This window comes from bacterium (assembly GCA_040755755.1).
Lineage (GTDB): Bacteria > SZUA-182 > SZUA-182 > DTGQ01 > DTGQ01 > DTGQ01.
In genome coordinates, this window is the sequence record JBFLZW010000031.1 from 121,739 (window position 1) to 145,370 (window position 23,632).

Sequence of the window (23,632 nt, forward strand, 5' to 3'; positions counted from 1 at the left end):
TTTAATTTTTTTCCCCGAATTTATCTTCAATCAGTTCTATCAGCTTTGTCAGAAGCTCCTGCGCATCGGAACCATTCACATCGACCAACAGCTCACTGCCCAGTGGAGCATCCAGGGTCAATATTCCGAGGAGGCTTTTCCCATTGGCCGTAACGTCCCCTTTCTGAATGGTTATTTCTGAAGTATACTTATTGGCCAGATTGACAATCTGACTGGCAGCTCGTGCATGTAAGCCCAACTTATTTTTAATAAATACTGTCTGCTTTGGCATATCTTCCCCCGGCAGATTGACGAGCGGATGAGAACCACAAAGAGAGAATGTTATACTTTATACCTATATGATATTCAATAATCCTAACAAGATACAAGTGCTGCTGGTAATAAGCAATACTTTAATCAAGGTAATCTTTCGACGAAAAAGCTCTGAAATTACGAGAACTCCGAACAGTAATCCCAGCTTGTCCAGTGCACTGCGCCATGGCCACACTGGTTTACAATCCCATTTTATCACAACTGGGATCATCGCTCCAAGAACAATCATCAGAAAAGATTTCAGATAAGCGCTGTATCGGAATAAATCGTACTTTCGAATCCTTTCCACAATTCTCCTCTCAAGAACATAACCCTGCCAAAAGCCGAAAAATTTTACGTAGAAGTGAGGGATATTGTAGATGAGAAGGAAGGCAAGGGGAGCATATTCCCAGCCGGCCAGGGCCAGAGCGGCAGCCAGGACGCCAAGGAACGGCCGCCAGGAAGCCCAGAAAAAAGAATCCCCCAAAGCGCCCATCGGCCCCATCATTGCCTTTTTAAACGTCAGGATGTCTTCTGTCCGGATACCTTCGCCCTGAGCATGTTTTTCCTCCATTTTAATAATAGCCCCCAGAACAAAAGAGGCCATATAGGGGTGGGAATTGTAGAACTCAAGATGCCGCAGCAGGGCTGCCTCCCGTTCTTTCCGGTCCGGGTAAATTCTCCGGAGGGCAGGAAGAGCGGAAAAGGTAAAACCGAGATTTTGCATTTTCCTGAAATTCCAGCTCCCCTGGAAGATAAACGAACGAAAAACAACCCGGAGTAAATCGACCTTCCGCAGGCAGACAGCGCTTTGTGTACGTGATTTCACATTACCCCCTGCTCCACTTTCCCTTTATGGATTCCTTCAATCCATACAGCACACTCAGAAGGAGGGACGGGACCCCAAAGGCCATCCAGCACGGAAGAGGCCAGAGAGAGGAAAGCAGTGTGGCCAACAGAAAGCTCAAGGCAAACAGCCAGTACATATCTTTACTGCGAAAGGCATCGAAGAGCAGGGCGATGCCAATCATCGGATAGGCAAAATACAAAAGCTTTAATCCACGATATAATCCCGGGGGAAATAAGGGGGCAATCCGCTGGAGAAGCGGGACGGTAATGAGCAGACTTATCAGGCACAGGCTGAATGAGCGAAGATAGAACAACCCGATCCCGCTGAAGTGGAGAAGATCGATTTTCCTTGATGTTTTTCCCGTGACCGCTGCCTGGACCTGATCGCAGATCCTGCCATTGGCCTTTCTGACCAGGATGCTCACCCGCTGGGCAAGGATCGAGAAGGGGATCGCCAATAAAATGGCCAGGCTGATCAGGGACTCGCGGGAGCCTGGAAAAAATGGCCCGGCCAAAAGGCAGATTCCGGCAGCAATAACTGCTGCCATCGATCCGTCCAGGGGGACTGAACATCCGATCGGCAAAAGGTAAACCATCATAAGCTCAAGGAATGCCCCTATCACCAGTCCGGCATGCAAATCTCCAAACATCCATCCAAGCAGAGGAGCAGCCACAACCGGCTGCGAAATCATTATTTGAGTCAGCGAAACATCATCTAAATTTATCAGCCCGCCGATGAGACTGATTTCAAGGATTTGCTGAATCACCCTAACCTCTTAATCCTGAGCCTTGCATTGATTTAAGTGGTCAGTGGCCAGTAATTAGTGACCAGTGGTCAGTAAAAAACTGATAACTGATACTTCTCTCTTGCCTAGTTATGGCTGTAATTGGAAACCTGCATCCGGAAGCGGCAGGTCCATCCCTCCCCTGCGGCTAAGTTGATATCCCAGTAGGGAAGGATAACCGAGCTCTGATAAACTCTTTCAAACCCTGATTCAGAATTTGAGGCGGTTTCGATCGGGAATCTCCAGATGCCGGGGTAGTCAGCAAAATCGAAAGAGACAATCAGACCAAGGGCTTCATCCACCAGTTGAATCTGCTCGACCTGCTCCAGGGTTCCCCAACTGGCCAGTTGCCGATCCTTGAGGGCAATGCCGGGTACTTGATAATACCTGTCCGCACTTCGTCCGGCCAGAAGGTTCACATTGAATTCTACTCCGAATCGGCATCGAACGGTCGATTTCCCTAAATTGACCAGTTGATACTCGAAAGCTAATTCCGATTTATCTGCCTGAACCCTCACCGCTTTTTCAACGCGGAATGGGATATGCTCTCCATCGATCAGCAGGGAACCATCCCGGGAAAGAATAAGGTGGAGCATGTCCTGAGTCGATTGAAGTTGCTGTTTCTGGTAATTTCCGGTAATAAAATCCCCATATTCCTGATGTTGTAACCGGCTGAACTCCTTGAGTGTGGTGACAGGAGGGAAGAAATGATCGAGCAGGCAGTTGCGGGCATATTGATCATAATAAAGCAGCTCAGCCAGATCCTTTTCCTTGCTGACCGTAATCTCATGGATGCTCTTTACCCCATAGCTGTCATCCTGATCCACTCCTATGTGTGCTCCCTGCTGCAGTTTCTGGTGATACGTTTCCCGTCTGCGCATGAGAGAGTTGATCAGGTTAAAGGCTTTTGGCCGGTAGTCCAGTTCGTTGATCGTGCCCCCTGCGTCCATGTCAAGCCAGAACATCAGACTGGATGTTTTGACCAGGATTTCCTCTCTTCCGTCGCCATCCATGTCCACTGGCAGGCAATCGATCCAGCTCTCCGTCGGATGAAGCCGCTCATCGATGATGTTCTCTGCCTTGATCAGGTGATTATAGACTCCATCCCGCAAATGCGGGAGGTAGAGCCCGCCAAAAAGGCCGTGCCAGTAAGCATCATTGCATTGGCCTTTCCAGAGCTCATCCCGTGCCCGATCCAGCCATTGCTGAGAAGAATCCGCGGATGCCCCTTTACTCTGATACTGTTCGATCTGCTTACTCACCCAGAGCATTTTCTGATAGAGGTTGTTGCTCTCCGAATACTTGCTCAAAAAGTTGCGCCAGAAACCTCCCTTGACAAAGGGTTTGGCTCTCTGAGGGAACTCTTTGGTATTACTGATCATTCTTTCCAGAGCAATAAATTCCTCCGCCGTCTGGATCGGCAGTGCCCACTCCTCCATCTCCGAATACGAGGCGGTCGGCAAATAAACTTTTCCCAGCGGAGGAAACTTGTCCACATATTCGCCGTAAGTTATTGTTTCAAGAACATCCTGATTTTCTTCAACCAGGCTGAAGAACTGATCCAGCCAGCCCTGATTATAAACCAGATCATAGGTACCCGGCCAGACACCGAATTTTTCTCCGTCATCGGCCATAACCCGCAGATTCCCCCTCCCCCGGTTTTCATGCAGCAGATAATCGATCGTCATCCGGGGGGATTTAAATGGAATCGTATATCGCAGATACTTGCTGCCGGGGAAGACTTTCAGCAGGTTTCCCTGCTCCTCGGTAAGGTAATAACCCCACAGTTCCTCTTCACGAATGCCGGCGGATCGAAAATGCAGGTCATCTACCGCCAGATACTCAATTTCAGCCTCTCGAATGTAGCGCACCAGATGCGGCTCCCACACCCGCTCGGCCAGCCACATGCCCCTCGGTGTGGTATGAAAGCGTTCTTTGAGAAACCGGTTCAATTTTTTAATCTGGCCAACCTTATCCACATCCGGGAGAATCGGTAAAATCGGTTCATAATAGCCGCCGCTCAATAATTCTACCTGTCCCCGCTCGATCATGTCAGCCACGATATCCAAAAGAGGAGAGGATTTTTCCAAAAACCAGTTCCAGAGTGTTCCTGAATAGTGGAGACTTATCTTGATTCCGGGATGTCTTTTCAACACCTCCCAAAAGGGAAAATATGCTTTCTGGTAACATCCTTCGAAAACAAAATCAAAGTTTCCTATCGGCTGGTGATTATGAATTCCCAAAATAAGGTATTGTTTTTCCAAAATCTATCTCCATCAAAAGTATGAGATACCGTCAATCTGGCTTTGGCCAGGCTTTGATTTTACTTGCGCCCGATTAACTTCTGGTACAGGGGAATGTCCTGCAAATCGATCTGCTTATCCTGAGGGAGAGCACGCAAATCCAAATGAACCCCGCTTTTCTGAATGTCCACCAGGTAGGAAGCCTCCTCTGCCTTAATTGCTATGTTGCTCTGAATCTCTATCTCTCCGGAATGAACACACCCCAGGTTCACTTCCCGGATTGGAAAACCCAGATCCAGGGACCTTTTGAAGTCCTTCAATTTGGAAAACAGGACGATAACATTTTTGTCCGGCAAATCGTGGCTGAGACATTTTTCTACGGTCAGGGCAATACTGTAAGCTTCTACCTTGATATTTTCCGGTACGGCAAGTTTCATGACTTCCAACCGAAGCTCATCTTTTTCAACTTCATCATCAGCAACAATAATCATGCTTGCCTTCAGGAATTTCGCCCATCCGACAATCACTTGGCCGTGAATTAATCTTTCATCGATCCGTACTAAAACTATCGGCATAAATGTATCTACACTTTGTTAAAAAATGAACTAACCGGGGAAAGGGGGTTCTGGACTCAAAGCTTACTGCCAGTACCTGCCCCTATAATTTAACTTTTTTCTCTTCGAGTTTCTTGTTTAAGAGGTCACTGGCGATAATAATCTTTTCCCGACCGTAGATAAAGACGGTCTCTTTGATTTCCTCCAGGCAGTGCCCTTCACGATACGTAGCCAGCTTTAACAGCATGGGAAGGTTCACGCCCGTAACAACCTCGATACGCTTCGTGGACAAAAAGGATAAGCTCAGGTTTGAGGGACTTCCTCCGAACATATCCGTTAAAATCAAAACTCCCGAACCGGAATCCACCGCTTCGATGGCTTTCTGTATATCGTGCATCGCCTGCTCTACCCCGTTTCTCGAATCTACTGAAACGGCCTTCATTTTCGGAAGCGAACCGACAATAAGCTCAGAGCTTTTCAGCAGCTCTTCCGCCAGGTTCCCGTGAGCGACGATAACTACTCCCACCATGTTATTTTCCATTTTGTCCTCACTTAAGTAGTAAAGCTCAAATAAGTTTGGCCTTGGATTTTTTGCTCAGTATATCGATCACCTTCTGATCAAAGTCACGGGCTGAGTAATAACCGCTTTCCTTTAAGAGCTGATTTCGGGCTGCAACCTCAATAATAATGGCCATGTTTCTCCCCGGAGCTACCGGCATTTTAATTAACGGCACCTCAACTCCCAGGATATTCACCGTACTTTCCTTCAGCCCCAGTCGATCATACTCATACTCTTTTTTCCACTCTTCCATCACTACCGCAAGCTCTATCTTTTTTCGGTAACGGACAGCAGCCACTCCAAAGAGGTCTTTAATGTTGATGATTCCAAGGCCCCGCAGCTCCATATGATAGCGGATCATCTCCGGGCCGCTGCCAATCAGCACGTCAGGGGGCAGCAGTTTGATGTTGACCATGTCATCCGAAATCAACCGATGTCCTCGAACAATAAGGTCCAGCGCGCATTCACTCTTACCGATGCTGCTCTTGCCAAGCAGGAGAACTCCCCGTCCGTAGATGTCCATCAGAACACCATGAATGCTCGTTTCCAGGGCTAACTTCTCTTCCATGTAAGTTGAAATCTGACGGATAAAAATCGAACTTTGGAGACTGGATTGCAATATGGGGATTTTATACTTGTTTCCTACCGAAATCAGCTCCGGCGGCGGCAGCATGCTCTTGGTGAGAATAAAGCAGGAAATAGGTATTTGGCAAATAGCCTCTAAGACTTCCTGACGACGCTCACTGGAGAGGGTGTCCATAAAGGACACTTCGGTACTTCCTAAGACCTGGACCCGTTCTGCCCGTATCTGGGCAAAATACCCTGCCAGCGCCAGCCCCGGTTTTTGAATGCGAGGGGAGGTAATCTTGCGGTCGAGCCCTTCGTCCCCATTCAGGACTTTCAATTGCAGCCGTTCCGCCTGCTCGTTTACGAGCTCCCGGATGGTTAAGCATTTCTGGACGAGCATTCTTGCGTGTTTATCCTATAACGTCTTTTTCTTCATCGGCAATGGCCTGGTAAATGTCTCTGCCACTTTTAGCCTGCATTAATGCCTCTCGGAAGGTTGTTTTTTTCAGGAGCCGGGAAATTCTGGCCAGTATCTTCAGATGCAAAGGCGCCGAATTCTCCGGTGCCAGAAACAGAAAGAAGAGGTGAGCGGGCTTATTATCCAGAGATTCGAAATTGATTCCCTTTCGTGACCGTCCGAAAGCGGCCACCAGCGTTTTTATGTCACTGAATTTGGCATGGGGAATGGCCACGCCGTCCCCTATCCCGGTACTGCCCAGCTTTTCTCTCTCCAGTAAAACCTCCAGAGCCTTATCAGCATTCCGTACCTGGTTGTTATTAACCAGAAGTTGAACTAATTCCCTGAGCACCCCCATCTTGGTTTCAGCTTTGAGATCTGCTTCAATAACCTCCTCCGGCAAATAATCCAAGACCCTCATAAAATTCCCTCCATTACGCGGACCATATCACTCTCTCACTGGAGCTCAGGCTCAATCAGTACCACTTTATCATCTTTAGACCGGTAAATTACACTGATGGAATTCGATGCCGGATTGAGAAACACGAAGCAATCTTCCTCTGTCATGTCCATCTGCATCATCGCTTCATCCAGACTCATTGGCTGGACAGCTACCCGTTTCGTCTTGATCATCCGCAGGTTAGATGGGCCTTCCTCCTCTTTGCTTTCAGAGGCGAACATATCCACTCCTATAATGCTCTCTTTCAGGGGCTGCCTGGTCTTGTGCTGGCGGATTTTCTCCTTGTATTTTTTTACCTGCCGCTCGATCTTTTCCATCACCAGATCGATAGAGCTGTACATGTCATCGGTCTCTTCTTCACCATTGATGGTGATCCCGTTGGCTTTAATGGTTACTTCGGCAGAATGACGATATTTTTCTACAGATAAGATGACGTCCGCCTCTTTGATATTTTCCAGATACTTGCCTACGCGCTCTACTTTATTTTTTACATAATCTTGGAGGGCATCAGTCATCTCCATATGCCTACCCGTAATGAGGACTTGCATTGTCAGGACCTCCCTGAAAAATATATAATAATAAAGAAAATAATTTCTGTCAGACCACTACTCAATCCCGTGTATGGCTGAAAAAAGAACCCATAACGGTCACAAGAGGATGCACAAAGAAGAACATTCCTCCGCCTTGCCCAAACAGGTTGAACAACCGCCGGCCTTCGCTGAGGCTTAGTCGAGAAAGACCGCTTTTCGCTTTTGAGAAGGTAATATGTGCAGCTCATCTCTATACTTGGCAATTGTTCTTCTGGCAATCACCACTCCCTGCTTTTTGAGTAGCTCAAGAATCTGAGTATCGCTGTAGGGTTTTCGGACATCTTCGTTTTTGATCAATTCACGAAGCAGTTCTTTTACCCGGACAGAAGAGATAAAATCACCATCTTTTTTCTTCAACCCGGAATTAAAGAAGAACTTCAGCTCAAAAATCCCCCGCGGAGTATACATGTATTTATTGGTGGTAACCCGGCTGATTGTGGATTCGTGCATTGAAATATCGTTAGCCACATCCACGAGAGTCAGGGGTTTGAGATAAGCTACCCCTTTGTCGAGAAAATCCCGCTGAAAGTTGACAATGCTTCTGGCTACATTATACAGCGTTCTTTGTCTCTGCTGGATACTTTTAATGAGCCAGACAGCGGACCGCAGCTTCTCCTCGACATACTTTCGGGTATTGTCGGGAACATTTTTTCCTTTCCGCAGGATCTTCCGGTAAATATTACTCACCCGAAGCTGCGGCAACCCTTCATCGTTCAAAGAGATGACATAATCATCTCCCATTTTATAGACGAATACATCAGGCACGATATAATGAGAAACATCGGGATTAAACCGCCGGCCAGGTTTGGGATCATAGCTCAGGATTATGTCGGCCAGCTCCTTTACTTTGGCCAGGCTGATACCCATGTTCTTTGAGATAGCCTGATATTCTCTCGATTCCAGCAGGCTGATATGATGCTGAATCATTCTCTTGATCAGAGAGGCTGTCGGCTCTTCCTCTTTGACTTGCAGCAGCAGGCATTCCTGAGGAGTTCTGGCTCCAACGCCGGGCGGGTCCAGGTTCTGGATCAGGTGCAGGACATCCTCGACTTCCTTGGCATCGTGCAGTTCCAAAACCTTGGCCATTTCTTCAACCGTTGCACACAGATAGCCGTTCTCATCGATATTGCCGATGATCATCTCCCCTATCCGGAACTCCTGCTCGCTGATGGAGGAAGACATGCGCAATTGCCACAGGAGGTAGTTTTGCAGGGATTGGGGCCTGGTCAGGATATTTTCCAGCGGGGGAAGCTCCCGCTCATCACCGCCCGATACCGAGAACCTGTTTGTGTCCACGGCGTCATCGTCGATAAAGTTTTCCCATTCCACTTCCCGTTCCGCATCATCAAAACCGTTTTCATCGCTGCCAAGCCTAATGTCTTCAGCCTTGACATCCCGCTGGTCCATCTCCTCTGATCCGAAATCCGAAGGCGGTTCCAGCGATAATTCCTCCAACATGGGATTTTCCTGCAATTCCTGGTGAATGAGCTGGGTCAGTTCGAGTTTCGAGAGCTGCAATAACTTGATGGACTGCTGCAACATCGGAGTCATCATTAGCCGGTGCGTCAACTTCATGTTTAAAGTTTGCTTCATCTCCAGCGCCATATCAATACCTCTTTTTGAGTTAATGTCCCCTGCCAGGGGTGATTCGATGCCAGTTCGACATCTGATTCAGATAACCCTTGCTCTTCACCAATTGAGAATCAGTTGTAATCAGCCCATAGTCAGAATCAGCAATAATCAACCAGCGATCGCAGTTCTTTTCCCGCTTTGAAAAATGGCACCTTCTTGGCCGGTACATTCACCATATCACCAGTTTTCGGGTTTCTCCCCTGCCGTGCCTTTCGATTTCGGATCCGAAAGCTCCCAAAACCCCTCAGCTCCACCTTGTCTCCTTCACTCAAGGCGGTAGTAATGCTGCCAAATATGGTTTTAATTACCGTTTCGGTCTCTTTCTTCGTTAAATCCGTTAACTTCGCTACCTCGATCACAAGATCGGCTTTCGTCATCGCTCAGGGACCTCCTTTCCGGTTCTAAAAGACAGCCGTTTCCATTTTAAATAACCAGATATTCTTTAATAAACAATAACATAATAAATTACCTCTGTCAAGAGATTACATCCGAAAACTCTCTCCAAGGTAAAGGTCCTTGACCCTGGCATCCTTGATCAAATCTGCGGTCGTGCCGGAAATGAGAATTTCTCCATCGTACATGATATATGCGCGGTCGGTAATGGTCAGGGTCTCCCGGACGTTATGATCGGTGATCAGCACCCCGATGCCTTTCTTTTTCAGCTTGTTGATGATGTTCTGGATTCCCACCACAGCTTTGGGATCGATGCCGACAAACGGCTCATCCAGGAGGATAAAGGAAGGGGAAGTTACCAATGCCCGCGTAATTTCCACTCTCCTGCGCTCTCCTCCGGAAAGAACATCCGCCTCATACTTTGCCAGGTCGGTCAAATTTAATTCAGCCAGCAGCATTTCCAGTTGCCGCTGCCGTTCCGCTGAATCCAGATCAAGAGTTTCGAGGATAGCCATAATATTCTGTTCGACATTCAATTTCCTAAAAATCGAAGATTCCTGCGCCAGGTAGCTGATTCCCAGATTAGCCCGCCGGTACATGGCCAGGTGGGTGATCTCGGTGCCGTTCAGATATATGTGCCCGCCTTCCGACCTGATTAAGCCGATGATCATTCGAAAGGTTGTAGTTTTCCCGGCCCCGTTGGGTCCGAGCAGGCCAACCACCTCTCCCCGACTCAGGTGAAAACTGACCCCCTTGACTGTTGTTCGGCCTTTATACTTCTTAACAAGACCCCGGGCTTCAAGCAATCTAGTTTGGCCTCAACTTTTCCATCTTCTCTCTGTCCATGATAATCGTAGCTTTTACATTTCCTTCAACCAGCGCCTTGCCCTGATCCCAGAGATAGACAATTTTGTCTCCGCTGATGCAATTGTTCCCCTGCCGGGTTACCGGATTGCCGGTCAGGACCACTTTTCGATCCTGCTGGTAATAGATACCTTCCTCGGCCGTAACCAGTCTGTCTTCCTGGATAATTCGAATATTCCCAAAAGCCTTGATCAGCGTAATATTTTTGCCTTTAGCCGTAAAATGCACTTCTATCCGGTCGGCATACAGGGAAGTGTTTTCCTGGGTCACCGTAACCTGCCCCGTATAGGTGGCAATCTCATTTTGGGGATCGAACTCCACCTGATCGGAGGTAATCAGAATCTGGGCCTCTTTCGCCTGGTTCTTCTGCGGCTGGGCTTTTTCTTTCTCTGCCGGCGATGCCCCAGCCGGAAGAAGCCAAAGCCCGATTATCATGAGCAAAGCCAGGATAATTCTCCCTGCCTTTGCCTCCTTACGAAAAATAACCATAAATCAATGAATCACTGTCCTTACGTTCTTATTGAGCCTGATTTTTTTCAGACTCATATCGGCAACCATTCCCCTGCCGGTGATCTCGACGTTTTCCCGCTTCAACCAGACCGGATCTTCGGTCAGAAGCTCTCTCTTTTGCCTGTTCCAGGAAAGAGTATCGGTCTTGAGCTGGATGTGGTAAGAAGATGCACCCACGTTTCCCCGCAGGAATATGTCTTTGCGCCCCAGATTGATTTCCCCCCGCTCACCGGTGAGCACTACTTCCTCCCCTTCATTCAACAGGTACTCCAGAGTGATGTCCTGCAGGTAGGCAATTCCCCGTTTCTCATAAACCTCGGCCCGTTCAGCCCTGAGATTCCACTCAAGTTCTCCTCCCTCAGTCTCCGATAATTCCATCTTTTTTACTTCTACGTCCGCCTTGTTCAGGATCGGCTCCAATGCAGGGCTGCTCGTCTGCCGCTGGTCTGCCTGTCTCAGAGAAATGAACAGGACGATCAGCAGTATTCCTCCAAGGAGGAGGAGTGCTTTTTTATGCAGGAAATATTTTTTCAGCATATCTCACATTTTTTCTCGCAGGAGCCGCCACTTCCTGGCAGGAAACGGTTTTCCTCTCTTTCCCCGCTCTCTCTACGAGTAGTATATTCCTTTACTATCTTTTTTTCCAGCAATTATTGACCTGCGGCGGAAGATTTTCACCCGGATGGGTAATACCTACAGCCCGGCGTCTTTTCGCAGGTCTTCCGCTTTATTTACTCTTTCCCAGGTGAATTCCGGCTCCGGCCTTCCGAAATGCCCATAGGCTGCCGTCTTTTTATAAATGGGACGCCGAAGATCAAGGTAATTGATGATTCCCCGGGGAGTCAGATCAAAATTTTTCCAGATGATGTCCCTGATATTCTTCAAGGGAATCCGGCTGGTTCCGAAGGCATCGACCATAATGGACACCGGCTTATCCACGCCGATCGAGTAGGCAAACTGCACCTCGCACCGCTCGGCGATACCGGCAGCAACAATATTTTTCGCTACATGCCGGGCCATATAGGAAGCCGAGCGGTCCACCTTGGTGGGATCTTTTCCGGAAAAAGCGCCGCCGCCATGACTGCCGAGCCCGCCATACGTATCGACAATGATCTTCCTTCCGGTTAAGCCGGAATCACCCTGCGGACCACCGATGACAAACCTGCCGGTAGGATTAATGAAGAAGGTGGTCTCATCGTCGATCAGCGAAGAGTCGATTACCTCCCGGATGACATGATTGATGATATCCTTTTTCAGGGTCTCGATATCGATCTGCGGGCTGTGCTGGGCCGAAATGACCACGGCCTCCACCCTCGCCGGTTTGTTATCCACGTACTCAAGCGTTACCTGGCTTTTGCCGTCCGGACGAAGATAGGGGAGAATGCCGTTCTTACGCACCTCGGTTATCCTCTGGGCCAGCCGGTGAGCAAGCATAATCGGCATGGGCATCAGAACATCGGTTTCATTGCAGGCATAACCGAACATAATCCCCTGATCACCGGCACCTCCGATATCCACTCCCTGGGCAATGTCCCGCGACTGCTCGTCAATCGAGGTAATTACAGCGCAGGTTTCACAATCGAATCCGTAGGTTGCATCAGTGTAGCCAATGTCCCGGATAGTCTGGCGGACGATCTTGGGAATATCAACATAACAACTGGTCGTGATCTCTCCAGCCACAAAGGCCAAACCAGTGGTGACCATAGTCTCGCATGCCACCCTGGCCAGCGGGTCCTGGGATATGATGAAATCGAGCACCGCGTCGGATATCTGGTCTGCAACTTTATCGGGATGACCTTCGGTAACAGATTCAGAGGTAAACAGGAAATCTTTTTTATGCATCGGCTTTTTCTCCCAACGGATAATTGATAAAGTAATAAACGCAATAAACTTATGTATATCAATATCCTTGTCCTTTGTCAAGACCAATTCGGCGCAGCCGGGCTTTGAATGGACCTTATGGCATGGTTCTTGCTTGGCCACAGGGATGGCAGAAAATTCCAGGTGACAAAAAAATTCTCTTGATGTATCCTTGAAGGGAAAAGGAAGCTGGAGAACAAAGCATTTATAAGGAAATTTGATATTGACAAATAAGTTAGGTATAAAGCATAATCCTTTTTAAAATGTTTTGTTACCTTCTGGAGAAAACGGTTATGAAAGCTTTAGAAATCAACTTCGAGAGGTTGCCGAAAGGATTGCAGGAAAACCTTAAAAAGATTTATTCTTCCAATTCTTGTCTATCGACTTTTTTACAGCCTGATATGATCTATCAAGGTGATGCGCGGGAGTTATTGCAACATATCGAGCCGAATAGTATAGCTTTGAGTGTTTGGTCCCCTCCCTATTTTGTTGGCAAAGAATATGAGGCATATCTTTCTTTTGACGAGTGGAAAAACTTATTGTCTCGTGTTATAGAGCTTCATTTTCCAATAATAAAACCAGGCGGTTTCTTAGTGATAAATATTGCAGATATACTTTGCTTCAAAGATACTTCAATGCCGAGGATTCAAGCAGAAGTGGTCCATAGAAAAAGATCCGCAGTCACCAGGGATGACATTTTCAAGGCAATGTCCGAGCATCCCAACTTTAATCGATATCAATTGGCCGCTCTTCTTGGCTGTAGCGAGCAAACAATTGACCGCAGACTGAATGGCAATAATATCCGTGGCGGAAAATACGAACCACAAACCAGGGTAAAAATAGTTGGTGGAATGGTTGAGGAATGGGCACTCAAAGCAGGTTTCTATCCTTATGATCGACGAATTTGGGTTAAAGATGCCACATGGGAAAATTCAAGATGGGCCAGTTTATCTTATCGTTCAGTGGATCAATTTGAATACTTATACTTCTTTTGGAAACCTGGCATAACCAAGTATGATAGAAACAGGCTCTCTGCTGATGAATGGAAAAATTGGGGTTCTCTGAGTGTATGGAATTTCCCTTCTGTTAGAGCCAATGATGATCATGAAGCGAAATTTCCCATCGAGCTCCCCCTTCGGACTATTCGCTTACTTACTGATCCCAGTGACATAGTATTAGACTGCTTTATAGGCTCAGGGACAACAGCAGTGGCAGCTATCCGTGAGAAACGGAGATACCTTGGGATAGAAATTGAAAGTAAATATGTTACGTTGGCATGCAAGCAAATAGACACTGAGCTTTCAAATTATGTTGATAAATCCACAAGAACTCAGGAGTAACTTGGATAGACTGGAAGGAATAGAAAAAGCCTCCCTTCGTTTAGTTACCCAAGCGATTTTCGAATATAGAGATACTGCTTCTGAGATCTTCCGACACGAAGGTGACCTTGTTGCTGATATTGGTGAGGATATCACAAGAGAATCTTTAGATCGATTAGGAACTTCCAGGATCGATCAACGACTTTTCGGCAAAATAGATTACAAGCGTGCTCGATATCTCTTTCATCCTGATTATGCGGTAAAACAAGCTTTATTTGTTGATTCAAAAGCAGAAAAGGTTAGTGGCCAAGGTACTGCCACCCTACAAACATCTCAACTCTCCATGACAGTTCGTCACATTCGTTCAGGATGTAACGTAGAGGTAGCGGGTAAATTACCTAATATATTGATTTTGAAAAATGAACCTTATATTACCACGACTATTTTTGTTAAATATAACTACAGAGAAACACTCAAGAGTAAAATTTTAGATTCTGTTACCATTGCAGCGCTACCCAATGGGATGCTCCAAGAAAGATATAATCCCAATTTCACAGACACTATTTGGCTTGCGGGAAGAAATGCGCCTACTTTAGGTGAAGAATTCAGAGTCCGACTCAGTTTCCCTCGGCTCAAAGAGAAAGCCTGTTGGCGAGTTCAAAAAATACCGATATCCCCTCATGAATTTCATTGGGATGATTAAAGGATAGTATTATGAAACCGATTTTTCATCCCTATTTCGTTAACCGGGTCAACGGGGATCCGCTGCTTTACATCGATTTCCTGTTCGATCGCCGGGCCATTCTCTTCGATCTGGGGGATATCAGTGCCGTATCACCCAAAAAACTCCTGCGGATTACGGACATCTTCATCTCCCATACCCACATGGACCACTTCTTCGGCTTTGACCACCTGCTGCGGATCCTGCTGGGCAGAGAGCGGCATATCCGCATGTATGGTCCGCCGGGAATCCTGGAAAATGTTTCCGGAAAGCTGCGGGGCTATACCTGGAATCTGGTCGAAAACTATGAAAATAACCTTCTCTTTGAAGTCACCGAAGTTCATGATGATCATCTGGTGAGGGGCACCTTCTCCTGCAGGGAAGGCTTTCGACTTCTGGGCCCCCTGGAAAGTGCTCCATCCGGGGCCCCTCTGCTGGATGAATTGACCTTTCGGGTCACCTCAGCCTGCCTGGATCATTCCATTCCCTGCCTGGCTTTTTGTCTTCAGGAGAAAAACCACATCAATGTCAATAAGGTAAAGCTCCAGGAAATGGGGCTTCCGGTTGGCCCCTGGCTCAAGGAGCTCAAGGATGCTGTCAGGGCCGGAAAGTCTCGTGACACCCTGATAACCATCCCCTCCCTCAGCAATGGCATGAACACGGAACGAATCGAACCGCTGTCCCGGCTGACATCCCTGGTTGACGTTTCACGGGGACAGAAAATCACCTACGTGGTCGATTGCGCCTATACCGAGAGCAATCGGGAAAAAATTCTGGCCCTGGCTGAAGAAGCCGACTACTTTTTCTGTGAAGCCGCCTTTCTGGAAGAGGACCGGGACCGGGCTGCACAACGCTCCCACCTGACCGCATATCAGGCCGGTCTCCTGGCCCGGCAGGCGAGAGTGAGAAAGCTGATCACCTTTCATTTTTCACCCCGCTATCATGGCTCCTACCACATCCTGGTCGATGAGGCCGCACGGTCCTTCAAGGGAGACGTTTAGAGAGTTACCTGTGAACAACTTGCCCAGAGAAGACAAAAGACAAAGGTAACTACTCAAGGCACAAAGGGGCAAAGACACAGTTCCCCCTTTGTACCTTTGTCCCTCTGTCTGTGCCTGGTTTATTGTTAGTCCGGGGATAATGGAAGGAGTCCGTAGGACGACTGGAGTTACCCCCGGGCGTTCGATTTTTGTATATTCAATACTTTTTCTTGTTATCTTACAAATCATTGCAAGTATTACAATTAAAAAAACAAAACCCGCAAATATCGAGAGCGTAGTCAAAGCTATCAGCTACTTTCCCGTCCGGTCGAGGCGGATTTTCCGCTCGGCCAGAATAATATAGAGGATGAGGGCAACATCCATGACCAGGGAGGACACCTCGATGCTTGCCTCACGCCGGGCCAATGGTTCTGCTATGAAGGGGCTCAGGAGCAGGTTGGCCGTGACGATAATAAAAAAACTGGTAAACGGGATAGCGAAGAAAAATATGCCCAATTCCAGATAATCCACCATCCGCCTCTCCGAACCATTGTCATCCCGATTCCCGATCTGAATTAATCCCTGTCTCCTCCGGATACCAAACCAGATCGGAAAGGCCACCCACAAGACAAAGAAAATACCATAGAACAGGAATGAGAGCACATGATGGATGCTGGCGGTGAAAGTTTGCATATACCCTTCTTTGGGAAATCTTCAGTGTGTATCAATTTTTCAATCGCGAAGCGATATTTCAATGTATTGATTATGATATCGGATCTTACGGCAAAATACAAGGTATGGACCGGGAAAGAAGATTTCTCATCGGAGAGAATGGCTTTTGGCAAAAAAAAGGCTATCAGTTGCTCCCCAGCACCGCACTGATAGCCCCAGGCATACATCTTAGAGAGTATCCCCTATGTGTATGGCCAATTTCTTGATTGTCTCATTTTGGTTACTGCTTTATCTTGTCATTTTTCACACTTATTAATGCATTTCCGATGCCAACTTAAAAAATATGATCACGGAAAGAAGATTTCTCATCGGAGAGAATGGCTTTTGGCAAAAAAAAAGGCTATCAGTTGCTCCCCAGCACCGCACTGATAGCCCCAGGCATACATCTTAGAGAGTATCCCCTATGTGTATGGCCAATTTCTTGATATCTTGTTTTGTTACTGCCTTGTTATTTGCTTACTGCTTTATCTTGTCGTTACGACTATTTATAATTGCATTTCCAATGCCAACCTTAAAAATCCAAATTATTTTAAACCGAGCCTTATATTTACCGTTATTTGCCTGCATCTCGATTCTATTCAGGATGCCTATGGATAGTTTCAGAGGTGACTATGGACAAACTGAGCGTGTCAATGTGCGACAATTACCTTGGAAATCGTCTCAGCATATATGAAAATGATAACATTTTCATATAGTTGTCTATTTTTGTAGCGCTGTGGAATAAAATCGCAATCATGATACAGGATTTCGGCTGATATTGTACTTCTTCAACCAGCGGTAAAAGGTCGCACGACTGATTTTCAGAATTCTGGCACTCTCATCCGTATCCCAATCAGTGTCCTTCAATACTTTGAGCAAAATGTCTTTTTTAACATCGTTCAGACTCAGGTCTTGCTTGATCCCTTGTTGCTGGTCAATAGGAGGAGTATCAACAGGTCTGACGGGATATTCCCTGTTCTTTTGCTGATGGATGATCTCCAGAGGTAAATTTTCCAGGCCGATGATTGTGCCTTCACATTTGACAAAGGCGTGTTCGATAGCATTTTCCAATTCCCGTACATTTCCTGGCCAGGAATAGGCAAACATCAGATCCAGAGCCTGATTACTGATTGATTGAATAGGTTTATTAGTCTTTTCCCGAAACTTTTCAATGAAATGGTTAACCAGCATCGGCAGATCTTCCATTCGCTCCCGCAAAGGGGGAATATGGATGGTAATCACATTGAGACGATAATAGAGATCTTCTCGGAATTCCTTGTTTTCAACCGCCTTCTTCAGGTCCTTGTTGGTTGCTGCAACAATTCTGACATTGATTTTCTTTATGTTTTCTCCTCCAACGGGGACAAACTCCCGCTCCTGAATTACCCGAAGCAATTTAACCTGAATGGATAGACTGATATCACCTACTTCATCGAGAAAGATAGTTCCTCCATCAGCCATTTCGAACCGGCCTATTTTATCGCGAATAGCTCCGGTGAATGCACCCTTGACATGGCCAAACAACTCACTCTCGAGCAGGTTTTCAGACAATACTGAGCAGCAGACCTCTACGAAGGGCTTATCGTGCTGGGGGCTGTTATAATGAACCGCCCTGGCTATTAATTCTTTTCCCGTTCCACTTTCTCCGAGAAGCAATACCGTCGTCATGTTTTGGGCTACAACCTGAATAAGTTCATAAATTTCCTGCATTTTATGATTTTTGCCAATAATATTTCCAAACCGGTACCGTTCTTTTAACTCCCTGATCCGCCGCTGTTCCGATTCGATAAGCTGGGATTCCAGCCTTTTTCTTTCAGTAATGTCCCGAACCACTTCGATAATCGAGCGGCTGCCTTCCTCGATACTCAGGGGGGATGCGGAAATTTCGATCAGCCGTTTTTGCTTATCCTCCTTGATAAAATTGACCGGCACTTGGTTCTCCTGGAAAATCTTATCCAGGGCGCAGGGGTTGCAGGGAGCATCGCCTCCCATAAAAACCCGGTAGCATTTCTTGCTGATCTGATTACCGAAAAGGTCAATCAGGTTTTGGTTCATGAAGAGGATATTGTATTTCGTGTCAATGACCCGGATTCCATCATTCATGTTGTTGAGTATGGCATCCAGTAAATCCCGGCTGCTCTTGATTGCCTCCTGAAGTCTCATCCGCTCGGTGATGTCCTTTGATGTTTCAACTACCGAGGTGATTTTCCCATTCCGGTCTCGAATGGGAGATGTGCTGGTGAGGTAGAGAACACTGGTACCGTCTTTATCAGCAATGGAAAATTCCTCTCCCGAATAGATTTTCCCATCGGAGAAGGTTTTCTGCACCGGGCAGGACGAACAGGGATGATCAGACCCCTTATATACCTGATAGCACTTGCGGCCGATAATATCCTCTCCATATCTTTGCAAAGCTACCGGATTAGCCCAGATGATATGGAGATCTTTGTCCAGAATCGAAATCCGGTCACTTCCTATGGATTCCAGAATAGCACGCAGCCGCTCTTCGGATTTGCGGATCTGATCTTCCATTACCAGTTTCTTTTCAAGGTATTTAACTTCCTCTTCCACTTTTATCCGTTTTTTATTGACATTAAAAATAATAAAGCTTCCCAGGCTGACCAGGCAAAAAAGTCCGATCACGAGCAAGGCAATATTGCGGTGAACCCGGTTGATCGGATGAATCTCCTGATAGGGTGCAGCGACTACTACTGACCAGAGTTGTTCGTGAATCCTGAGAGGAGAATAAGCAAACAGCTTTAATTGATCGTTCCCGAGTTGTCTCAAATCATACGGAGGGCTTTCCTCGCTGAAACCCTCCGCACCTTTTTTGATCTTTTCCAGGAATTTTTGCCGGTATTGGGGCGGATAGGAGCTTGAAGAGACTTCAGCCAAAAATTTTTTGCCTATATATTTATCATCAGGATGATACAGGATATTTCCATCCTGGTCGATCAAGAGACCATACTTCCGAGCCCCTGAATTTACATGTTGAAGGTAAGTTTTGGCTGTTTTGAAAACATCGATCTCGGCGACAAGAAATCTGACCTGCGCCTGTTTATCCGCGACCTCGGGCAAATCCTTAATCATCGGGCAGATAATCGTGATTGGAACAAAGACCAGCAGGAGCTTGTTCCTGGGGGAAGAGGAAGAAATCAGGACGGTATGGGCCTTGTCCGACCACTTTTGGAAAGAAGGAAGGTACTTCTCCAACCCGCTGGGAGTATCTCTTTCCACCACTTTTCCCCCCTCTGTGACCCCAAAACGAACAAGACCAAGCGAATCGATGAGTTTCAGACTTCGGATATAATTATGGTTAATTTGATAAATTCTATTTAATTCCGCCTGGCATCGGGTATCCATGAGCTGTATTGACCGGGACTGGGTAAGGTAATTAAGCTCGTGCTCGGTCTCCATCATAAATTCACGGATCCCGTTGGCGACGCTTTGAGCGATCACAAGCTGATGCTGCTGGAATTGTTGAAAAACATAACTCTCAAACTGACGATGGATCATATCAGCAATAACCAGCATTCCAAGAACAACGATACCAATCAAGATCAAAAGCAGCTTGGTTGTCCGTGGTGTTTTAAAAATCTTGACATTCTCAAAACCTGCATCCGGTAAAGGAGTACCGGATTCTCGTGAATGAGAGTCATCCTCTTTCCTCAATTGAGGATCATCGCCACTCCTGACAATAGAGCTTACAACCGGGTCATTCTCTCTTTTATCCTGATGAAGCAAAGCCTCAGAATCGGAAGACGAGCAAGTTTTCACCTCTGGTGAGAATTGGGGGAGGAGACTAATTTGGTCATCATGCACCGACAGAAGACCGGCCTTGATACCGAATTTGATCAGCCGCCGTATCCAGTATTTATTTTCCCGGATCACTTTTGGGGTTTTCCCCTGCTTGTGTAAATGATCTTCAAGATGATCCAGGAGGCAGGAGATTGAGACTTCCGGGATATCTCCCTCAGTTTCAACGCCGTACGCCTCATAGAGTTTTTTTAAGGCGGAGCGCAGCATGTAGATGCCGGAGGAAGTAATTTCTCCAGAAGTAATATACGTTTCCGACAGATTGTATAAGTTCATACCACGGGAATGAGAAATGCTGAGTTATACTCAGCAGGTAGCGGCCTGTTCGAATGACAATGATAGTCTCTATCGAGAGAGGCTCATAAAAGAAGCCTCATGGCGGTTTAAAGAGCCTCAATTCTGGAAAAAGCGGGCTTTTTCCAAGAGATGTCTTTACTGCAGTCGATCTTCGGCAATCTTGATCAACCTCCTGGGCAGATGTGAATCCAGGGGATAAGTAGCTGCGCCAAACCGTATATTCAGCTCGCCTTTGAGGTCTGAATGCAATCCATTTTCGTTGTTCTCAAATGCGCTAACCAAATTTTTCTTTAATCGGCTACAAAGGGTGGCAGACCCTTCCATGGTCGTTTCAGGCAAGATAACAGCAAACCCTGAGTTGTAACGGGCAATGATATCCACATTTCGAATATTTCCGGATAAGACCTTTAATACCTCTAAAATTTCATGAGCGGAAGGAGGGGTGATTCCCGCTTCTTCCTCAATCTCCCGGGTGCCACAATCCAGGTGGCACAGCAACAGGGAGAGCCAATGCTCATGGCGTTGAGCTCTCTTGACCTCCATATCCAGTCGCTCAAAAAAGTACTGACTGTTAAATACACCAGTTTCAAGATCATGCATGATCCATTTATGGTTTTGGGTTAAAACCTCCTCAAGCTTATGCTTCAACCTCTCATTCTCCGCCTCCAGCGAATGGCGCAGTATTCCCTTTCTAACTCCATCGATGAGCCGCATAGGGAGCAGGGGTTTAATCAGGTAATCGTCGATTCCTACATCGATTGCCTTTTTGATCAAAGCGGGAGTGGAATCAATGAGCATCAGGGAGATAAAAACTCTGGGAAACTCTTTTTTTATCCTCTCGGCGATTGGTAACAACATGCTGTTGGATACCCTCAGATCCAAAAGGACTGCTTGAAAACTTTCGCTCCTTAATAATTCCAATGCCTGGGTTTCCCCTTCAGCTACGGCAGTATCGAATCCATGTCCGATGAACAGTTCTTTATAGGCACTTCGAGTTTTGCTATCGTCATCAACAATTAAAATTCTCCCCTCATCACCCATATATGCCCTCTATCTCCTTATGAAAACCGTAGCTTACAAACTTAAGTTGCACTCTCGATAAAAGCTTATTGTGAGCTATCGTCTGGCTCAAAGGAGCCGACCTCTCTCTCCAAAGGGGCAGGATTATATGACGTTATTCTTGCAGGGTTAATCTCATGCTCTCCTGAAACGGTACCGAAAAAAGTCCACCATTCATCTTTTATTTCTTCCGTTCAGTGGCTTTCATCCTCTCCCATGCATCAAAAAGAACGGGATAAATATCACAGCTCTTCTTATAGCTCTCATATGCACCTGCGAAATCTTGTGCATCTTCAAGCTTCCTCCCCTGCCGGTATAAGGATATTGCCTGTTCCGCGTTCTGTTTGGCAATCTCCAGTTTTTCCTGGATCTCCTGGTCCGAGGGGTTTTGCTCCAGATATTTCCCGAAATACACAACTACTTTATCCCATCTCTTTTGCCGGAAGAATTCCTCTCCCCGCGCTTTATTCGAGGAGCCGGAAGAAGAGGACACGGAAGCTGTTTTGGCTGTGGAGCTCTTTTTTTTCTTATTCTTGCCTTTGCCTGTGGACTTGGCTTTCGGTGTGCCCTCCGCAGACTTCAAGGACTCGGGCTCTGGCGTTAATACTGTATTTTCTTCTTTATTCTCCTGCTCCGGCTCCGGAGGGTTTCCCTGCTGGGTTTGTGCGGGTTCCTGAGAAGGCACATTTGAAGATATCCCCTGTTCGGCAGGTAAAGCCGTCTCCTTGGGCCTATCACCTGGCGTCGGTTGAACAACCCCGGCCTCTTGCGGCGGAGGAGATGGAGGTGGCGCCGGGCTCACGGCTTTCTCGCTCGGCTTCGATTGCGGCAGAGCGGGGCCAGAAGAAGCGGAGTCCGAAGAAGATGGGCCCTTCTGGGCGATAATGATAACCTTCTCAACCCGAAGAGGCTTGCCCTCCTCACCCGTTTTTTTCAAAACCATGACAAAGCTCTGACTGATTTTTCTCAGCCCCTCGTCGAGGGGAAGATTATCAAACTGCTGAGTCACCACTCCTTGAGCGTTTTCCCAGCCTTCGAAATTCACTCCGGTTTGACGCGCAATTTCCTGGATGACCTGTTGTATCCTGGCATTTTCCAGCTTTACTGACAAGAGACCATTTTCCGCCTTGACCTGGATAAGCTCACTACCTTCGCGTACCACGGGATTTTGAGCCAGCGAAAAAGATGGGGAAAAGATTAAAATTACTCCACACATGAATAAAAGAAACAAAATCATGCCCTGACAAATGACCTTCCTGTACTGCATGAATATTATCCTCGCCCTGAAAAATCAGAATGTTACACGAAAATCCAAAAAATGGTATACTTATTTAAAAATTTAATCATCATCAAAAATATCATATTATTACCACGATTGTCAATCTCTTTTTCTTTCCCCCTTCGGGGTCAAATTCCCTCCTTGAAACCGAAGGTGCAGAAGAAATTATCATTGTGCAGATAATCATAATTATATTGACATGATCATGAAAAAAAATTAGACTGGAGGTGAATGAGGAAAACTTTAGCTGTCCCGCAGGCTCTCAAGAAGAGCATATGATAAATTCCTGGGCTAAAGGGGGAGACGAGTGATGAAATGGGTTTTGTATACGATCAGCTTTTTGTGGATTATCCTGGGCACAGTTCAGATCCTGTATACTGAAAAGTCAACCGCTGCTTTGAGAAAACTCATGGCTGAACGCAATCCCAAAGTACTGGCTGTCTTTCCTTTCCTTATAGGGTTCCTGCTCTGCCTGGCAGCACTCCTGAACTATGACCATGTGGGCGGCACATCGATGTGGAAGCCGCTGTGGCTGGTTTTTTCCCTGGGACTTCTTGCCTGTATCAAAGGAATACTCTTCTTTTTTCTCCCGCCTCAGAGCACCAGAGAAGTTATCCAGTGGTGGTTTTACAAAGCCTCCGACCGACTCATTCGCCTCTGGGGATTGATCCTGGTTGTTTTAGGCATTGTGGTGATTTCCTGGATATAATGTAGGCCCTTACTGCCCGTACAATAGAAATTTTGTTCAAACTTTGGTGCAAGAAGAGCCAGGAATCAAGAGTTGGAAGCCGGAAGAAGATTAAATGGTTAGATTGGCATTTAGTTTTATTAATTTT

General features: G+C 46.7%; 23 protein-coding genes. 4 read left to right on the top strand and 19 right to left on the bottom strand.

The window, feature by feature from the left end:
• Position 1: 1 nt before the first annotated feature.
• The 15 genes from AB1611_10830 to metK all read right to left on the bottom strand — a co-directional run bounded on the left by AB1611_10830 (position 2) and on the right by metK (position 12,596).
• Entirely contained in the window at positions 2–271 is a 270-nt protein-coding gene (locus tag AB1611_10830) for an HPr family phosphocarrier protein (protein ID MEW6380083.1), read from the bottom strand.
• A gap of 63 nt (positions 272–334) precedes the next feature.
• On the bottom strand, positions 335–1,120 hold the full coding sequence (locus tag AB1611_10835) for a PTS system mannose/fructose/sorbose family transporter subunit IID (protein MEW6380084.1): 786 nt from the start codon (positions 1,118–1,120) through the stop codon (positions 335–337).
• A gap of 1 nt (position 1,121) precedes the next feature.
• Entirely contained in the window at positions 1,122–1,907 is a 786-nt protein-coding gene (locus AB1611_10840) for a PTS sugar transporter subunit IIC (GenBank protein MEW6380085.1), read from the bottom strand.
• 104 nt (positions 1,908–2,011) lie between these two features.
• Positions 2,012–4,189 carry an alpha-amylase/4-alpha-glucanotransferase domain-containing protein gene (locus AB1611_10845; GenBank protein MEW6380086.1) on the bottom strand — a complete coding sequence of 726 codons (2,178 nt, stop codon included), beginning with the start codon at positions 4,187–4,189 and terminating at the stop codon, positions 2,012–2,014.
• 59 nt (positions 4,190–4,248) lie between these two features.
• Positions 4,249–4,743, bottom strand: a complete 495-nt coding sequence (locus AB1611_10850) for a PTS sugar transporter subunit IIB (GenBank protein MEW6380087.1) — start codon at positions 4,741–4,743, stop codon at positions 4,249–4,251.
• A gap of 82 nt (positions 4,744–4,825) precedes the next feature.
• On the bottom strand, positions 4,826–5,263 hold the full coding sequence (locus AB1611_10855) for a PTS sugar transporter subunit IIA (GenBank protein ID MEW6380088.1): 438 nt from the start codon (positions 5,261–5,263) through the stop codon (positions 4,826–4,828).
• 25 nt (positions 5,264–5,288) lie between these two features.
• Positions 5,289–6,248 (bottom strand): HPr(Ser) kinase/phosphatase, encoded by a 960-nt coding sequence (hprK, locus tag AB1611_10860; GenBank protein ID MEW6380089.1) that lies wholly within the window; start codon positions 6,246–6,248, stop codon positions 5,289–5,291.
• Positions 6,249–6,258: 10 nt separating this feature from the next.
• Entirely contained in the window at positions 6,259–6,726 is a 468-nt protein-coding gene (locus tag AB1611_10865) for a PTS sugar transporter subunit IIA (protein MEW6380090.1), read from the bottom strand.
• A gap of 35 nt (positions 6,727–6,761) precedes the next feature.
• Entirely contained in the window at positions 6,762–7,313 is a 552-nt protein-coding gene (gene raiA, locus AB1611_10870) for a ribosome-associated translation inhibitor RaiA (protein MEW6380091.1), read from the bottom strand.
• 177 nt (positions 7,314–7,490) lie between these two features.
• Positions 7,491–8,960: an RNA polymerase factor sigma-54 gene (gene rpoN, locus AB1611_10875; GenBank protein MEW6380092.1), complete on the bottom strand. Its 1,470-nt coding sequence runs from the start codon at positions 8,958–8,960 to the stop codon at positions 7,491–7,493.
• A gap of 125 nt (positions 8,961–9,085) precedes the next feature.
• Positions 9,086–9,364 carry an HU family DNA-binding protein gene (locus AB1611_10880; protein MEW6380093.1) on the bottom strand — a complete coding sequence of 93 codons (279 nt, stop codon included), beginning with the start codon at positions 9,362–9,364 and terminating at the stop codon, positions 9,086–9,088.
• Positions 9,365–9,469: 105 nt separating this feature from the next.
• Positions 9,470–10,186: an LPS export ABC transporter ATP-binding protein gene (gene lptB / locus AB1611_10885; protein MEW6380094.1), complete on the bottom strand. Its 717-nt coding sequence runs from the start codon at positions 10,184–10,186 to the stop codon at positions 9,470–9,472.
• A 1-nt stretch (position 10,187) separates the two neighbouring features.
• Positions 10,188–10,733 carry a lipopolysaccharide transport periplasmic protein LptA gene (gene lptA / locus AB1611_10890; protein ID MEW6380095.1) on the bottom strand — a complete coding sequence of 182 codons (546 nt, stop codon included), beginning with the start codon at positions 10,731–10,733 and terminating at the stop codon, positions 10,188–10,190.
• 3 nt (positions 10,734–10,736) lie between these two features.
• A complete protein-coding gene (gene lptC / locus AB1611_10895) occupies positions 10,737–11,291 on the bottom strand; it encodes an LPS export ABC transporter periplasmic protein LptC (GenBank protein MEW6380096.1) in 555 nt (184 codons plus the stop codon).
• 156 nt (positions 11,292–11,447) lie between these two features.
• Entirely contained in the window at positions 11,448–12,596 is a 1,149-nt protein-coding gene (metK, locus tag AB1611_10900) for a methionine adenosyltransferase (GenBank protein MEW6380097.1), read from the bottom strand.
• 311 nt (positions 12,597–12,907) lie between these two features.
• Between metK and AB1611_10905 the strand changes: the two genes are divergently transcribed.
• The 3 genes from AB1611_10905 to AB1611_10915 are packed head-to-tail and all read left to right on the top strand — an operon-like array spanning position 12,908 to position 15,655.
• A complete protein-coding gene (locus AB1611_10905; protein ID MEW6380098.1) occupies positions 12,908–13,954 on the top strand; it encodes a site-specific DNA-methyltransferase in 1,047 nt (348 codons plus the stop codon).
• Between the two features lies 1 nt (position 13,955).
• Positions 13,956–14,636, top strand: coding sequence for an SfiI family type II restriction endonuclease (locus AB1611_10910; protein ID MEW6380099.1), 681 nt, complete (start codon positions 13,956–13,958; stop codon positions 14,634–14,636).
• An 11-nt stretch (positions 14,637–14,647) separates the two neighbouring features.
• The gene (locus AB1611_10915) at positions 14,648–15,655 is read left to right on the top strand and encodes a ribonuclease Z (protein MEW6380100.1); all 1,008 of its coding nucleotides are present in this window, start codon (positions 14,648–14,650) and stop codon (positions 15,653–15,655) included.
• A 291-nt stretch (positions 15,656–15,946) separates the two neighbouring features.
• On the opposite strand, the gene AB1611_10920 is transcribed toward AB1611_10915, so the two are convergent.
• From AB1611_10920 to AB1611_10935, 4 genes are all read right to left on the bottom strand, one after another.
• A complete protein-coding gene (locus tag AB1611_10920; GenBank protein ID MEW6380101.1) occupies positions 15,947–16,327 on the bottom strand; it encodes a hypothetical protein in 381 nt (126 codons plus the stop codon).
• Positions 16,328–17,098: 771 nt separating this feature from the next.
• Complete coding sequence (locus tag AB1611_10925; GenBank protein ID MEW6380102.1) at positions 17,099–20,437, bottom strand: sigma 54-interacting transcriptional regulator; 3,339 nt, start codon at positions 20,435–20,437, stop codon at positions 17,099–17,101.
• 156 nt (positions 20,438–20,593) lie between these two features.
• Positions 20,594–21,499 carry a response regulator gene (locus AB1611_10930; GenBank protein MEW6380103.1) on the bottom strand — a complete coding sequence of 302 codons (906 nt, stop codon included), beginning with the start codon at positions 21,497–21,499 and terminating at the stop codon, positions 20,594–20,596.
• Between the two features lie 199 nt (positions 21,500–21,698).
• On the bottom strand, positions 21,699–22,784 hold the full coding sequence (locus AB1611_10935) for a hypothetical protein (protein MEW6380104.1): 1,086 nt from the start codon (positions 22,782–22,784) through the stop codon (positions 21,699–21,701).
• A gap of 322 nt (positions 22,785–23,106) precedes the next feature.
• On the opposite strand from AB1611_10935, the gene AB1611_10940 reads away from it, so the two are divergent.
• On the top strand, positions 23,107–23,505 hold the full coding sequence (locus AB1611_10940; GenBank protein MEW6380105.1) for a hypothetical protein: 399 nt from the start codon (positions 23,107–23,109) through the stop codon (positions 23,503–23,505).
• Positions 23,506–23,632 lie beyond the last annotated feature (127 nt).

Bases quoted from the DNA above. Each gene is read 5' to 3' on its own strand.
- AB1611_10930 (MEW6380103.1), bottom strand. From the start codon at position 21,499: ATGGGTGATGAGGGGAGAATTTTAATTGTTGATGACGATAGCAAAACT.
- metK (MEW6380097.1), bottom strand. From the start codon at position 12,596: ATGCATAAAAAAGATTTCCTGTTTACCTCTGAATCTGTTACCGAAGGT.
- AB1611_10855 (MEW6380088.1), bottom strand. From the start codon at position 5,263: ATGGAAAATAACATGGTGGGAGTAGTTATCGTCGCTCACGGGAACCTG.
- hprK (MEW6380089.1), bottom strand. From the start codon at position 6,248: ATGCTCGTCCAGAAATGCTTAACCATCCGGGAGCTCGTAAACGAGCAG.
- AB1611_10920 (MEW6380101.1), bottom strand. From the start codon at position 16,327: ATGCAAACTTTCACCGCCAGCATCCATCATGTGCTCTCATTCCTGTTC.
- lptA (MEW6380095.1), bottom strand. From the start codon at position 10,733: ATGGTTATTTTTCGTAAGGAGGCAAAGGCAGGGAGAATTATCCTGGCT.
- AB1611_10865 (MEW6380090.1), bottom strand. From the start codon at position 6,726: ATGAGGGTCTTGGATTATTTGCCGGAGGAGGTTATTGAAGCAGATCTC.
- raiA (MEW6380091.1), bottom strand. From the start codon at position 7,313: ATGCAAGTCCTCATTACGGGTAGGCATATGGAGATGACTGATGCCCTC.
- AB1611_10905 (MEW6380098.1), top strand. From the start codon at position 12,908: ATGAAAGCTTTAGAAATCAACTTCGAGAGGTTGCCGAAAGGATTGCAG.
- AB1611_10925 (MEW6380102.1), bottom strand. From the start codon at position 20,437: ATGAACTTATACAATCTGTCGGAAACGTATATTACTTCTGGAGAAATT.
- rpoN (MEW6380092.1), bottom strand. From the start codon at position 8,960: ATGGCGCTGGAGATGAAGCAAACTTTAAACATGAAGTTGACGCACCGG.
- AB1611_10935 (MEW6380104.1), bottom strand. From the start codon at position 22,784: ATGCAGTACAGGAAGGTCATTTGTCAGGGCATGATTTTGTTTCTTTTA.
- AB1611_10940 (MEW6380105.1), top strand. From the start codon at position 23,107: ATGAAATGGGTTTTGTATACGATCAGCTTTTTGTGGATTATCCTGGGC.
- AB1611_10915 (MEW6380100.1), top strand. From the start codon at position 14,648: ATGAAACCGATTTTTCATCCCTATTTCGTTAACCGGGTCAACGGGGAT.
- AB1611_10880 (MEW6380093.1), bottom strand. From the start codon at position 9,364: ATGACGAAAGCCGATCTTGTGATCGAGGTAGCGAAGTTAACGGATTTA.
- lptC (MEW6380096.1), bottom strand. From the start codon at position 11,291: ATGCTGAAAAAATATTTCCTGCATAAAAAAGCACTCCTCCTCCTTGGA.
- AB1611_10850 (MEW6380087.1), bottom strand. From the start codon at position 4,743: ATGCCGATAGTTTTAGTACGGATCGATGAAAGATTAATTCACGGCCAA.
- AB1611_10830 (MEW6380083.1), bottom strand. From the start codon at position 271: ATGCCAAAGCAGACAGTATTTATTAAAAATAAGTTGGGCTTACATGCA.